The 15,523-nt window shown below is 42.7% G+C and carries 9 protein-coding genes; 6 read left to right on the top strand and 3 right to left on the bottom strand.

The features are described 5' to 3' along the window. Positions 1-36: 36 nt before the first annotated feature. Genes B5Y40_RS14275 through B5Y40_RS14265 form a run of 3 tightly spaced genes read right to left on the bottom strand, consistent with a single transcriptional unit; the run spans position 37 to position 4,485 of the window. The gene (locus B5Y40_RS14275; protein ID WP_079687475.1) at positions 37-1,374 is read right to left on the bottom strand and encodes a Gfo/Idh/MocA family protein; all 1,338 of its coding nucleotides are present in this window, start codon (positions 1,372-1,374) and stop codon (positions 37-39) included. A gap of 26 nt (positions 1,375-1,400) precedes the next feature. Continuing rightward, positions 1,401-2,756, bottom strand: coding sequence for a 3-keto-disaccharide hydrolase (locus B5Y40_RS14270; protein ID WP_079687474.1), 1,356 nt, complete (start codon positions 2,754-2,756; stop codon positions 1,401-1,403). Between the two features lie 34 nt (positions 2,757-2,790). After that, positions 2,791-4,485, bottom strand: coding sequence for a GMC oxidoreductase (locus tag B5Y40_RS14265; protein WP_079687473.1), 1,695 nt, complete (start codon positions 4,483-4,485; stop codon positions 2,791-2,793). 233 nt (positions 4,486-4,718) lie between these two features. Between B5Y40_RS14265 and carB the strand changes: the two genes are divergently transcribed. From carB to B5Y40_RS14235, 6 genes are all read left to right on the top strand, one after another. Next, complete coding sequence (gene carB / locus B5Y40_RS14260; protein ID WP_079687472.1) at positions 4,719-7,535, top strand: carbamoyl-phosphate synthase large subunit; 2,817 nt, start codon at positions 4,719-4,721, stop codon at positions 7,533-7,535. Between the two features lie 249 nt (positions 7,536-7,784). Further along, on the top strand, positions 7,785-7,973 hold the full coding sequence (locus B5Y40_RS14255; RefSeq protein ID WP_079687471.1) for a hypothetical protein: 189 nt from the start codon (positions 7,785-7,787) through the stop codon (positions 7,971-7,973). Between the two features lie 65 nt (positions 7,974-8,038). Continuing rightward, the gene (gene dapF / locus B5Y40_RS14250; RefSeq protein ID WP_079687470.1) at positions 8,039-8,812 is read left to right on the top strand and encodes a diaminopimelate epimerase; all 774 of its coding nucleotides are present in this window, start codon (positions 8,039-8,041) and stop codon (positions 8,810-8,812) included. A 143-nt stretch (positions 8,813-8,955) separates the two neighbouring features. Next, positions 8,956-12,321, top strand: a complete 3,366-nt coding sequence (gene secA / locus B5Y40_RS14245) for a preprotein translocase subunit SecA (protein ID WP_079687469.1) — start codon at positions 8,956-8,958, stop codon at positions 12,319-12,321. Between the two features lie 2 nt (positions 12,322-12,323). Further along, positions 12,324-12,851, top strand: coding sequence for an SPOR domain-containing protein (locus B5Y40_RS14240; RefSeq protein WP_079687468.1), 528 nt, complete (start codon positions 12,324-12,326; stop codon positions 12,849-12,851). Between the two features lie 116 nt (positions 12,852-12,967). After that, positions 12,968-15,469, top strand: a complete 2,502-nt coding sequence (locus tag B5Y40_RS14235) for an AsmA family protein (protein WP_079687467.1) — start codon at positions 12,968-12,970, stop codon at positions 15,467-15,469. The last annotated feature ends 54 nt before the right edge of the window (positions 15,470-15,523 follow it).

Here is a 15,523-nt window from a genome sequence, read left to right as displayed (position 1 = left end):
AGGAGCCGTTTCTTATTTGGGAGTAAGCGTTAACGATTAGTATTTAAAGACTTTATCGCCAGCCATTACCTCTTGTTTTTTCTCATCGAATGTTACTTTCTCTCCGGTGTGCACTGCAGCATTTGTCATGATCGTAGCAATGGAATGCATATATCCCGCTTCCACTGGAGCGTTCGGCTCTTTTCTGCTTCTAATACATTCCATCCAGTTGCGCATGTGTGCTGATGTAAGAGAATCACCTCCTGTATTCGCAGAGGCAACAACGGTTTCAACGTTTTGAACGATGTCCATCTCTGGCAATAGATTGGCCTTCATGTTCATGGCCAAAGCATGATTTTCACGAAGCCCTCCAACCGGTGAAACTTTGTTAAGATTGAGATTAAGCTCGCCGCCATTGGAGTAGTATATCTCAGCCGGACGTTCATCACCATTCATCATGCGCGATGTAAATTGTACCTGAAAGCCTTGCTTGTCGTCACCATAATCAAACACAGCCGTTGTGGTGTCCCAATTCTTACGACCGTCTTTCCAGAAATATACACCACCGTTGGCTACCACACTGCGTGGATGTTTCAGTCCACTGAACCAATGCACAGTGTCAATCTGGTGACTCATCCATTGACCAGGCATGCCCGATGAGTACGGCCAGAACAAGCGATACTCTAAGTATTTTCTTGGATCAAAATTTTCAAACGGCCTGTTCAGCAGAAAGCGTTTCCAATCTGTATCCTGTTCGCGTAACTCGGCTACCAGCGCGGGTCTTCTCCAACGGCCGGGCTGGTTAACATTCCAGCTTAGTTCTACCATTACGATAGGACCGAACTTACCACTCTGAATAAAATCTGCGGCAGCATGATAATTCTTACCGCTTCTTCGCTGTGACCCGATCTGTACAATCTGCTTGGAATTTTTTACTGCCTTTAGTGCTGCGCGATTGTCTTCCATCGTTTCAGCAAAAGGTTTTTCGGTATACGTATCACAGCCTGCCTTTACTGCTTCTATAGTATGCAATGCATGTTGAAAGTCTGCGGTACTGATAATAACAGCATCGAGATCTTTAATTTTATAGAGCTCATCATTATTAACACAAGCCTGAATGTCGTGAGCAAATTTTTCTTTCAGATATGCCTGGCCTTCTTCTCTCCTCTTTTTCCATAGGTCAGAAACAGCAACTATATCAAAGTTCAATTCCTGGTAGTGATTCATAAAGCTTGGCAGCAATGACTGACGGAAGCGGTCAGAAAATCCGACAACGCCTACGCGCACACGATCATTGGCGCCAATGATATTCGCATAACTCTTAGCGGTAAAGGCCATCGCTCCAAGAGATGCCATCGCTGATTTTTTAATAAAATTTCTTCTGGATGTTTTCATAGAGATATAGTTCAGCTACCTGATCTTTATTTTAGTTCTTTGATTTTGATACTTCTAAAAGACACGTTATCACCATGGTCCTGCAAGAGTATATGTCCTTTTTCTGCCATGCCGAAATTTTCCCACTGTGCATATTTACTACGAGCCACCAAAGCTTTATATATATTGTTGCCGCGCTTATACTCTACCACTTTGTATCCGTTCAGCCAATGCTCTACGCGGTTATCAGGGTATACTATAACACGACCGTTATTCCACTCACCAATCTTTTTAAGACCTCTTGGATTTTTTTCGGAAGGAATCAGATCGTATAGTGATGCCAGGGTGCGATTACCTGCAGCGCCTAATTTAGCATCCGGATGTTTTTCATCATCGAGCACCTGGTACTCAAGTCCTATAGCAGAGCCCTGGTTGTTTTCTTTTTCGGTAACAAAATATTTTACACCGCTGTTGGCGCCTTCTGTCAATTTGAATTCGAACTGGAGATCGAAGGCTCCATACTCATTGGTAGTAACTATATCTCCTCCGTTTTGTGATTCTGCTCCTGCTGACTTCACCACACTCAGGGTACCGTCTTTGATCTCCCATCCGTGCTCCGGAAATTTATCTTTGTATGCGCCTCTCCATCCTTGTGTTGTTTTGGCATCCCACAGAAAAACAAAACCGTTTTTCTTTTCTTGCTCTGTTAATGTATTCGGAACAAAATTCATTACGAAAATAGAATCCATTGGTGAGGGTTGCAGGTTTTCGGTTTTGATGCGTACATTTTTAAACCACACATGTTTACCTGCCTCTTCCGGTTTGTTGATGGAGTGCACTTGCAGGGCGATGAAGCCACGCAAGGTCATGTCATCAATAATATGGGCACATGGAATGCCGTTGATCCAGGTGCGCAACGCGTTGCCTATTGCTTCGATGCGAACCGTATTCCACTCGTTGTTACGATATGCATTTTTAGCAGGGGTATTATATTCTAACGGATATAGCCATTGTCTTCTCGATTCATCATATATACCACCGCACCACTTGCGAGGTGTAGGATCAATGTCCAATTGGTAGCCGAATACTTTTCCATTTAAGTAATCAGGCTTGCTTTCGCTGCGAAACTGTATTCCGGAATTTGTACCATCATCCATTTTGAAGTCAAGCTCAAGAATGAAATCACCGAATGTTTCTTCTGTAACAATAAAAGAGTTTGGCGAATCACTGATCGTTGTTCCTACAATCATTCCGTTTTCAACTTTGTAAGGAGCTTTACCATTGATCTGTTTCCAGCCCGTAAGGTCTTTACCGTTGAAAAGTTTTCGCCAGCCTTTATCAGTTTTTTGTGCGTAGCTCAGACACGAGGCGAAAACAAAAATTACTATACCGAGTCGTTTCATGATATATATGTGGATGGTTATGGGTTCGTTGAAATCAGATATTTAATTTATTCAGTTGTTTCACGGCATAATCGCAGGCGCGTGCAGTCATGGCCATATAGGTTAATGAAGGATTTACACAAGATGAAGAAGTCATGCATGAGCCATCGGTAATGAATATATTTTTCACGGCATGCATTTGATTGAATCCATTGAGCACCGAAGTCTTCGGGTCGCGCCCCATGCGTGCTGTTCCCATTTCATGATTTGCATTACCAGGCGCAGATGTACGGATATAGGGCTTGATATCTTTAAATCCTGCCGCCTCCAACATCTCTGCAGATGACTGAGCCATATCCTGCTGCATTGCCATTTCGTTTTCTTTAAACTCGCAATCAATTGTTATCGTGTTGCGTCCATAGGCATCTTTTGTATCGCTGTTTAAGGTGACGCGATTATCCTGGTAAGGCAAACATTCGCCATAACCTGAAAAAGATATTCCCCATGGACCCGGTTTCTGAATACTTTGCTTCAGAGATTCTCCTATTTCATCAGACGCAAAATGACTCATCCAACCACTACGCCACGAACTTCCCATGAGTCCAAAACCGCGAAAATAATTTTCTGTTTTTTTGCCAAGGTTCTTGAAACGAGGTACATATAGTCCATTAGGCCTCCGTCCGAAATAGTATTGATCTTCAAATCCGTCCAGTAATGCTTCGGCACCAGCATGTTTATGGTGATCCATCAGATTACGACCGACCTGGTCGCTATCATTTCCTAATCCATTGGGGAATCGATTTGAAATCGAGTTGAGTAGAATGAACGTTGTACCGAGCGTAGAAGCATTCAGAAATAATATCTTCGAGTAATATTCAATTGTCTCTTTACTCTCGGTGTCTATAATTTCAACACCAATCGCTTTTTGTTTTTGCTCATCATAGAGCACTCTGTTCACAAGTGAATTTGGTCGGAGTGTAAGATTGCCGGTGGCAAAAGCTGCAGGCATTGTACTCGCGTTCGTGCTGAAGTAAGCACCATACGGACAACCACGATGACAAAGATTTCTATACTGACAGGTACCCCGGCCTTTAACAGCTTGTGTGAGATTGGCGATTCGTCCGATGGTAATTCTTCGGTCCGGAAATTTCTTCTCGGAGAGCTCCTTGAATTTTTTTTCAACGCACGTCATCTCCATGGGAGGTTGAAACTTTCCATCGGGTAAATGATCGAGACCTTCGGACTGACCGCTCACCCCTATATATGTTTCAACGTAATCGTACCACGGCTCTAACTCTTTATACCGAATAGGCCAGTCAACGCCAAAGCCATCCTCATGATTCGCTGTAAAATCAAGATCGCTCCAGCGATAGCAATGACGTCCCCACAAAAGCGACCGCCCTCCAACAACATCTCCTCGAATCCAATCAAAGCGTTTCACTTCAGTATAGGGATTCTCGAGATCGTTAATGTAAAAATGTTTGTTGTCGCCCCGATAAGAATAATGACGTGATTGTATCGGACCTTTCTCTCGATCAGCTGCTGTTAACTTTCCAGCGTAATCAATTTTCCAGGGATCGTCACTTGCAGTCGGGTAATTCGGATGCGTTACATTTTTGCCACGTTCCAACATCAATACTTTCAGCCCCTTCTCGCAAAGTTCTTTCGCGGCCCATCCTCCACTTATGCCCGAGCCCACAACGATGGCGTCATATGTATTTTGCTCCCGGGCTTTACCGTTCAGATTCATCCTTCAGATTTGTTTACTCTAAAATTCTAAAATCTTTTGTGCATCGAAAATAAGTTTTTCAAACGGTAACGGGAACGGTCACATGGTGCTAAAAGAGTCTGCTTCAGAATATGAAGGACATCCTATCAATTGTATGGATTGCACTTTTTAATATTTAATCTTCCGAATCGCTTTAGCATTCGACCTCATGTTATATTTTTGCGCAATTTTGTTCATACCACTCCACTACAAAAATGCCAAGAGACAGAAGTATACGCTCCATACTCATCATCGGTAGCGGCCCTATTATTATTGGTCAAGCTTGCGAGTTCGACTATGCAGGTTCACAAGCATCGCGTTCGTTGCGTGAAGAAGGCATTGAAGTCGTGCTGATCAATTCTAATCCGGCTACGATCATGACCGATAAAGTAACGGCTGATCATGTTTACCTGAAGCCACTGACCAAAAAATCAATTCGTGAGATTTTGGAGAAGCACCATATTGACGCGGTGCTCCCTACAATGGGCGGACAAACTGCTTTGAATCTTTGCATTGATTGCGACAAAGCAGGAATCTGGCAGCATTACGGAGTACGTATCATTGGTGTTGATATCAAAGCCATTGAAACTACCGAAGACCGTGAGAAGTTTCGACTGAAAATGCTCGAGCTTGGTGTAGGTGTTTGTAAGGGAGGTACTGCGAGTTCGTTCCTCCAGGGAAAAGAAATTGCTCAGCAAATTGGTTTCCCATTGGTGATTCGTCCTTCCTATACATTAGGCGGAACCGGTGGAGCCTTCGTAAACAGCCCTGACGAATTCGATCATGCCTTGAACAATGGCTTGCACGCATCACCTATACATGAGGTGTTGGTGGAGCAAAGTATCATGGGATGGAAAGAATACGAATTGGAATTGCTTCGCGATGGTAATGGTAACGTGATCATCATCTGCTCGATTGAAAACTTCGATCCGATGGGGATTCACACCGGAGATTCTATCACGGTTGCTCCAGCCATGACGTTGCCTGACACAGTATATCAGCGCATGCGCGATCTTGCCATCAAAATGATGAACGGTATAGGTCAGTTTGCAGGAGGTTGTAACGTACAATTCTCGCTCGACCCGGATAACGATCACAACATCATTGGTATAGAAATTAACCCAAGGGTTTCGCGCTCATCAGCGTTGGCTTCAAAAGCTACGGGGTATCCTATCGCGAAGATTGCAGCAAAACTTGCCATCGGGTATAACCTCGATGAATTGAAAAATGCAATCACCAAAACAACAACAGCATACTTCGAACCTGCTATAGATTATGTGATCGTGAAAATTCCACGCTGGAACTTCGATAAGTTTCACGGAGCAGATCGCAGATTAGGTTTGCAAATGAAGTCAGTAGGTGAAGCGATGGGTATTGGAAGAAATTTCCAGGAAGCTTTACAAAAGGCTTGTCAATCACTGGAGATCAGAAGAAACGGTCTTGGTGCAGATGGAAAATCACTGACGAAGCAAGATGAAATTTTGCATAGCCTTGAGAATCCATCCTGGAACCGGATCTTCCACATATACGATGCGTTGAAGCTCGGTATACCAATGAAGACCGTTCTGAAACTCACAAAGATCGATCGCTGGTTCCTAAAGCAGATCGAAGAGTTGATTGAACTCGAAAAAGAAATTGAAAAGTATACCATTGAAAACATACCGGCTTCTCTGATTCGCACAGCAAAAGAAAAAGGATACGCTGATCGGCAGATTGCTCACTTGGTAGATTGCTATGAAAGTGATGTACATAAAAAGCGTACAGAGCTTGGGATCAATCGGGTATATAAATTAGTAGATACATGTGCGGCAGAGTTTGAAGCAAAAACTCCATACTACTATTCTACATTCGACACGGAGAATGAGTCCCCCGTTTCTGATCGGAAGAAAGTAGTAGTGTTGGGTTCAGGACCGAATCGTATTGGACAAGGTATAGAGTTTGATTACTCTTGTGTGCATGGTGTACTGGCTGCGAAAGAGTGCGGTTATGAAACCATCATGATCAATTGTAATCCGGAAACTGTATCCACTGATTTTGATATAGCAGATAAACTATATTTCGAGCCTGTATTCTGGGAACACATTTACGACATCATTCAACATGAAAAACCGGAAGGTGTAATTGTTCAGTTGGGTGGCCAGACGGCATTGAAGCTTGCTGAGAAACTTGATAAATACGGAATCAAAATAATCGGTACCTCTTTCGAGGCACTTGACCTTGCGGAAGATCGCGGAAGATTCTCGTCTCTGCTGAAGGAACTTGGAATTCCATATCCTGAATTTGGTGTAGCGACAAATGCAGATGAAGCGCTGGAAGTTTGTAAAACAATAGGCTTCCCGTTGTTGGTGCGTCCATCGTATGTACTCGGAGGACAGAGCATGAAGATCGTGATCAACGAACAGGAACTGGAAGATCACATCCTCGACATCTGGAAACATTTACCGGAAAATAAAGTATTGCTTGACCATTTTCTGGATGGTGCCATTGAGGCAGAAGCAGACGCTATATGCGATGGTGAAAATGTATACATCATTGGTATTATGCAGCATATTGAGCCAGCGGGTATTCACTCCGGTGACTCATACGCAGTGTTGCCACCATTTAACCTCGGAGATCTGGTGATCAAACAAATCGAAAACTATACTCAAAAAATTGCAGTAGCGTTACGCACGGTTGGTTTGATAAACATTCAGTTCGCCATCAAGAACGACAAGGTATATATCATTGAAGCAAACCCGCGTGCTTCCAGAACGGTGCCGTTCATTTGCAAAGCATACGATGAACCGTATGTAAACTACGCAACGAAGGTGATGCTGGGCGAGAAGAAAGTGACAGACTTTACTTTCAATCCTACCCGCAAGGGATACGCGATTAAAGAGCCTGTGTTCTCTTTCCATAAATTCCCGGAAGTAAATAAGGAGCTTGGCCCTGAAATGAAATCTACGGGCGAAGCGATTTATTTCATCGATGACCTGATGGATGATTACTTCATGAAGATTTACTCGGAACGGAATTTATACCTGAGTCGATAATACTGATAATTAAAATTAATGTGAAACCCTGGGGAAATCTCCGGGGTTTCTTTTTTGGAAGCGTTACATGTTTAACCTAGGAAAAATGTTTAATCGCATTTCCTAAAACGGTAAGGATTATTCATGTAAAGCCAACGGACTGAAATAATTTGCAGCATCTTTCGTCTCCTCTCTGCAGTAGCCGTGAATTGCTAATTACAAGCGAACCTCTACCTTTGTATTTCTGTTTAAGCTGTTAAACGAAGTAATATGTTCAGATTCCTTATCATACTTAGTCTCATCGTTTATGTCTTCTATAAGATAGGCAAGTTCTTTTTTCGTGCAGGAGCTGCTGCGCAAGAGCTAAAGGATTTTAAACAACAACGCAGAACTCCACCACAAGCCAAGAAGAGCAAATTGAACGGTGGCGATTATGTTGATTACGAAGAAGTAAAATAATACGATTAGAATAGGATTGTTATTAAATCTTGTTCTCCTGCAGCTAATTCTCCCAGTATCGATTTATGAAACTCCATTTTTATAAATATCAGGCAACCGGTAACGACTTTGTGGTGATGGACAACCGCGAAGGCAAACTGTCTTTTACGAAAGAACAGATTGAAAAAATCTGTCACCGGAAGTTTGGTGTAGGCGCAGATGGACTTATGCTGATCGAAAAACATCCTTCGCTCAATTTCAATCTGGAATATTTTAATAGCGATGGCTCGCAAAGTTTATGCGGCAACGGAAGTCGTGCAGCAGTTCATTTTGCTTCTCAGCTGGGGCTTGTAAATGGGCACTCTACTTTTCAGGCTTACGATGGCCCGCATTCGGCAGAGCTTTTATCGGCTGGTATCATTCGTTTAAAAATGAATGATGTAAAAGAAATTCAATTGATCGGTGACGACTATTTTCTTAACACCGGCTCTCCGCACTATATCCGGTTTGTTGACGATATCAAACAGTACCCGGTGGTAGAGGAGGGAAGAAAGATAAGATATAGTAATGCGTTCAAGCCCGGAGGGACAAATGTAAACTTTGTACAACTTCTGGCAGACAATACAATTTATGTGCGTACCTATGAACGTGGCGTGGAAGACGAAACACTTTCGTGTGGAACAGGTGTCACTGCAGCCGCATTGGCTGCTTCATTGAAAGGATATTCGTCTCCGGTTGACATTAAAGTTATAGGTGGCGACCTGTCTGTTGAATTCAAATCCAGCCACTCCGGCACGTTCTCAGAAATTTTCCTCGTTGGTCCTGCCAAAATGGTGTTCGAAGGCGACTTGGAACTGTAATTGTTCTCCCTGAAATCTCAAAAAACAAATTAACTTTAAGCCCCTTTTGGGGAGGTTAAGGGTTATTTGCTGTCCGCCTGGGGTAAAAATTCAGGCACCGCGAGCCGGATGACAGATAACAACTAACGGATAACGACTATACTATGCTGAAACTCATTGCCAAATTATTCGGAACAAAGTCAGAGAAGGACATCAAGCGCATTATGCCGTTGGTTGAGCAGACTAAACAGGAAGGCGAAAAACTGAAGTCCGTAAGTCACGATGAACTTCGTGCTGAAACAAAGCAGATCCAGGAATTCATAAACCAGGAACTCAAAAACATAGACGACAAATTAGCGTCTCTTCATAAAAAAATAGCAGATAACCCTGAGCTTGAGATTAACGATAAGGAAGCCATCTTCCAGGAGATCGATGCGCTGGAAGAAGAACGCAATAAAGAACTTGAAAAAGTCTTGATGAAAGTGCTGCCGAGAGCTTTTGCTATTGTGCGCGAAACGGCAAGACGCTTTAAAGAAAATGAATACCTCGAAGTATCCGTGCAGGATTTCGATCGTCAGTTCTCTGTAGGTCGTGAGCATATAAAGATCGAAGACAACAAAGCTCGTTGGTATAATAAATGGATGGCTGCCGGAAACATGATCACCTGGGATATGGTGCATTATGATGTGCAGATCATCGGTGGTATAGTATTGCATGAAGGTAAAGTTGCCGAGATGGCAACCGGTGAAGGTAAAACGCTCGTGGCTACATTGCCTGCGTTTCTAAATGCACTTGCTAAGCGCGGTGTTCATATAGTAACCGTAAACAACTACCTGGCTACCCGCGATAGCGAGTGGATGGCTCCGATTTTCCAGTTCCACGGTATCAGTATAGATTGTATTGATAAACATGAACCGAATTCAAACGCACGCAGAAATGCATACCGTGCAGATATAACCTACGGAACCAACAACGAATTCGGTTTCGACTATCTGCGTGATAACATGGCGCGCGACCCTGAAGAACTTGTACAACGCACCCATCACTATGCAATGGTTGATGAGGTTGACTCTGTGTTGATCGATGAAGCGCGTACGCCATTGATTATATCAGGCCCTGTTCCTCGCGGTGATGAACATGAATTTTACGATCTCAAGCCACGTATATATAAGTTGGTTGAAGCACAGAAAAAGCTGGTGAACGATTACCTGACAACAGCTAAAAAGCAACTGACAGAAGGAAATGATAAGGATGGTGGATTGGCTTTATTCCGTGCGCATCGCGCAATGCCAAAGTATAAACCACTTATTAAATTTTTAAGTGAAGCCGGTAGTAAAGCTGTTCTACAGAAAACTGAAAACTACTACTTACAAGATAACAAGCGCAACATGCCAGAGGCGGATAAGCCTTTGTATTTTGTGATCGATGAAAAAGATAACAGCGTTGAACTCACGGAAAAAGGTATCGATCTTATTACCGGAGAAGGTGAAGATCACAACTTCTTCATTTTGCCTGAGATCGGAACGGAGCTCAATAAACTCGAAAGAGAATCAACATTGGATGATGTAGCGAAGCTTCAACGAAAAGAAGAGCTGATCCGCGATTATCAAATCAAATCACAACGTATCCACAGTGTAAATCAGCTTTTAAAAGCTTATACACTTTTCGAAAAAGATACCGAGTATATTATTGTTGATGGTAAAGTAAAGATCGTTGACGAACAGACTGGTCGTGTATTGGATGGAAGAAGATATTCTGATGGATTACACCAGGCTATAGAAGCGAAAGAGAATGTGAAGGTAGAAGACGCTACACAAACGTACGCTACTATCACGTTGCAAAATTACTTCCGTATGTATCACAAACTTGCTGGTATGACGGGTACTGCCGAGACAGAAGCAGGTGAGTTGTGGGATATATATAAGCTCGATGTAGTAGTTATACCTACCAACAGACAAGCTGTTCGTAAAGATTATGATGACCTCGTGTATAAAACGATGCGCGAGAAATTCAATGCAGTTATAGATGAAGTTGTAAAGCTCACCGGTGAAGGCCGTCCGGTACTCGTTGGTACTACATCTGTAGAAATATCGGAAGTAGTAAGCCGCCTGTTGCAAATGCGGAAGATTAAACACCAGGTGTTGAACGCGAAGCAACATCAGCGTGAAGCAGAAATTGTTGCGGAAGCCGGTAAGCCGGGTACAGTAACGATTGCCACTAACATGGCAGGTCGTGGTACTGATATAAAACTTACACCAGAGTCGAGAGCCGCAGGTGGTCTTGCAATCATTGGTACAGAGCGTCACGAATCAAGGCGTGTAGACCGCCAGTTGCGTGGTCGTTCAGGTCGTCAGGGCGATCCGGGAACATCTCAGTTCTATGTATCTCTCGAAGACAACCTGATGCGTTTGTTCATGCCGGAGCGTATCGCCCGCATTATGGACAAACTTGGCTTGAAAGAGGGTGAAGAAATTCAGCACTCCATGGTGACAAGCTCTATCGAACGTGCACAGAAGAAAGTAGAAGAGAATAACTTTGGTATACGGAAGCGCTTGCTCGAGTACGATAACGTGATGAACTCACAGCGTGAAGTTATATACAAGCGTAGAAGAAATGCGTTGTTCGGAGAACGTCTTGAGCTGGATATACTAAACATGTTAAATGATACATGTGAGGATATGGTAATCAACGCCAAAAATGGTAATGATTACGAAGCACTCCGCCTCAATGCATTGGGAGTATTGGGATTGGATTATGATATCTCGAGGGAAACTTTTGAGAAGCTCGATCAGAGTAAACTCGCAGACGATCTTTATCACAAATCACTAGAGCATTATCATAGAAAAAATAAAGTTATCGCTGATAAGGCATTGCCAGTGGTACATGAGATCTCTAAATCACGCGGAGCTACCGTTGAAAATATACTCGTTCCATTCAGTGATGGTCAGAAGCAGATTGGTGTAGCAGCGAGTCTTCAGAAATGCGTAGAGACGAATAACACCGAGCTGATAAAGTCCATGGAGAAGATGATTACACTGGCCATCATCGATCAACTTTGGAAAGAACACTTGCGTGAGATGGATGATCTGAAACAGTCTGTGCAGAATGCAGTGTACGAACAGAAAGATCCACTCTTGATTTATAAGTTTGAAGGCTTCGAGCTTTTCAAACGCTTCATCGCGAAAGTAAATGAAGATACTATATCCTTCTTGTTGAAAGCAGATATACCCGTGCAACAGCCGGACGATGTTCAGGAAGCACGCGTAAGTCGTTCACGTGTTAGATTGAATGAACAGAAGGAAGAGTCACGATCACTGTTAAGTGGTGGTGGTGGAGGAGGAAGCCAACAACAGCAGCCTCAGCCAAATCGTCCTCCACAAGAGAAAGTAATGCCAGCCAAGTCAGAGAAGGTTGCCAATCGGAATGATAAGGTAAGCGTTCAGTATCCTGACGGGCGTGTTCTTCGTGATGTGAAATTCAAGAAGGTAGAAGACGATATCAATAACAACCGCTGTATCATAATAGATTAATCATGCAGGTATTGAAACAATCGCTATATATACTTTCAGCTATATTTCTGCTGGGAAGTTGTGTCACTCAAAAGAAGACGACCACAACTTCCCAGACGGGAAAATATTCGGAAGATCTTTCTGTATGGAGGCCTAAAGTTGAAGCAGCTCCTGCAGAAACCAACACAACTAGCACTACCACGGATAATACAAAAGCTACAACAACAGTTTATGTTGAGCCGAAGCTTACTGTGAACAGAAGGCTTGATGGTGTATTGGATAGCATTGATCATATAAACCTGAGCCGTAAATTTGTTGAGGGGTATACTATACAAGTATACTCCGGAAGACGTGAAGAAGCGTTGAATGCGAAAAAACAGATCGCCACAGCACTACCAAAACTCAACACAGAAGTGCAGTTTACAGAGCCAATCTTCCGTGTAAAGGTTGGTAAATACTTTAGTCGTATGGATGCACAGCAAGACTATGCAGCCGTAAAACGGTATTTCCCCGCAGCGATTCTGATCCCCGAGAAGATCTCAATTCAATAGCTACGCCCCGGGTTGGTCGTTATTTTCACGACTTTAGCTTTTATATACCGGGAGCAGCGTTATTTATTCAGTGGTTTGATTTTTGAAACGTATTTTTGTCAAACCATTTTTTAAGCTTGAAAACGTTTAAGAAGATACTTTTTTATGCAGGACTAACCTTGGCGGTCCTCTTTGTATCGTTGTCGATATCAGTATTCCTGTTTAAGGATAAAATCATCAACCAATTTGTTCAGGAGGTTAACAAGAGCCTCAACACACCGGTGACTATCGGTAAGATGGACGTTTCATGGTTTGAGAAGTTCCCACAGCTATCAATCGTATTTACAGATGTATACGTGGAGGATAGTCAGCCCGGTAAATATCCACTGCTGACAGCAAATACGATCTCCTTTCAACTAAATCCTATTGAAGTATGGAAAGGAAAATATACCATCAGAGGCCTTCAGATCCGCGACAGCGAAACCAGCCTGAAGATCGATGCTCATGGCAATAACAACTATACTATATTAAAGGAGAATAAAGATAAAAAGCAGGCTTCATCCGGGACGGTAAGCTTTGAGTTGAAGAATGTAAGTCTGCAAAATACACGTGTTCACTATATAAATATAGCTGCTACCGAAGACCTGATGTTTACCAGTGAGAATCTTGTTGCTTCCATAGGCACAACCAACGATGTATACAATATTAATGCTGAGGGACAATTAACCTCCGAACGAATCAACATCGGTACTGGGACATACCTCGCGAATAAATCGTTTATGATAGAAACCGACCTGGTATATAACGATCGGGAGCGCAATATTCTCATCAATCCTTCAACCCTCAAGCTTAGGCAATCTTCCTTCACCGTGCATGGTACCTACAACTGGAAAAATGAAAATCTAATTGACCTCGTTACTGAAGGTGAGAATACAGATATACAGACTATATTTTCACTATTACCGGAATCGGCTACCAAAAACTTAACGAAGTACCAGAGTAAAGGTGATGTATACTTTAAAACAAAATTAAAAGGTGAGATCAGCAAACGGAGAAATCCTCTGTTTTCTATCGACTTTGGTTTTAAGGATGCCACTATATTTCATCCTGAATTCAAGACACGGATTGAAGGCGCAAGCCTCGAAGGATCTTTTGCGAGCAGTGAAATCTCCGATCCACGACAGGCTACATTGGTATTGAAGAATATAAAGGGAAGCCTGAATGGTGAGTCCTTTGCTGCCAATTTTATACTACAGAATTTCAGTGACCCTGAAGTAATGTGCGATTTCAAAGGTCGCGTAGATGCTGCTTCTGTATTTGATTTTTACCCGGTGCCCGAGATCAGAAATGTATCCGGTTCGTTGCTGGCAGATGTGTCTTTTGAAGGACGAATTGGTTTGTTGAAAAAGCGTGCAACTGCGCAACGCGTATCCACACAAGGTACAGTAGAACTTCAGAACATCAGCCTGCTATACGGAGATGACAAAGTGCCGCTTCAAAATCTGAAAGGTAGTTTGCAATTCAGTAACAACGACCTGGCTTTAAGTAATGTTGCTGGTGAACTAGGTAACAGCGATTTTATGCTCAATGGATTCTTCAAAAACATAATCACCTTCCTGTTATTTGAAGACCAGCCTATTGGTATAGAAACCGATCTGAAATCAGAATTTATAGACCTCAATCAACTGCTAGCTATCGGATTCGGCAAACCTTCTGCCAATAAAGAACAGGAGTATAATTTCAGTATATCTCGAAATATAAACCTGAATTTTAACTGCGATGTAAAGGCATTGCAGTATAAACGTTTTCACGGCAGCGATCTGAAAGGTGATCTGCTCGTAAAGAATGAAATGGCGGTATCGCGCAATATTACATTGAAATCGATGGGTGGTGACCTCAAATGCTCAGGCATTGTAGATGCCAAGAATCGAAAAGCTATAGATGTTGTAAGTACGATACGGTTAAATGGTATATATGTCGATAGTATATTTTACGTATTCGAAAATTTCCAACAGGACTTCATACAGGATAAGCATTTAAAGGGCCAGGCGCATGCTGATGTTAACATGGAGATGGTGTTGAAGCCTAATCTTCGTCTCTTCCCGGAGACGTTAATTGCAGATATAGGGGTCGTGATCAAAAAAGGCGAACTTAACAACTTTGAGCCCATGCAGAAGTTGAAGCGCTATATAAAAGATGATGGTCTTAGTCGTTTGCGATTTTCTGATTTAAAGAATGAAATACACATCGAGAATAAAACTATTTATATACCGCAAATGGAAGTGCGCACCAATGTTACCAGCCTCAAGGTAAGCGGTACGCATACGTTCGATCAGCACATTGACTATAGGATTATTACACCACTGCGACAACGAGGAGCTGCTGATCTCGAAGCTAAAGACGCCATTGGCGATGATGGCTCCGGACAAAGTAAACTTTATCTGAAAATCACAGGGACCACTGACGACTACCGCATTCAATACGATACCGAGGCCGTGAAAAAGAAAATCGTGAACGACCTGAAGAACGAAGTGAAGGAACTTCGTGAAGCCTTCAAAAATAAAGGCACACAGAAGAAGAAGGAAGTAGAACTCGAGAAAGACGAGTACTTCGAGTGGGATGCTGAACAGCCTCAATGATTTTGGAGTGAAGCTTTAGCTTAAGGTCTAAGCTAAAGCTTCGTACAGAACGCC

It is taken from the genome of Ohtaekwangia koreensis (assembly GCF_900167975.1).
GTDB lineage: Bacteria > Bacteroidota > Bacteroidia > Cytophagales > Cyclobacteriaceae > Ohtaekwangia > Ohtaekwangia koreensis.
The sequence above is the reverse complement of the archived record's forward strand: the minus strand, read 5'-3'. Positions and strand labels throughout refer to the sequence as shown.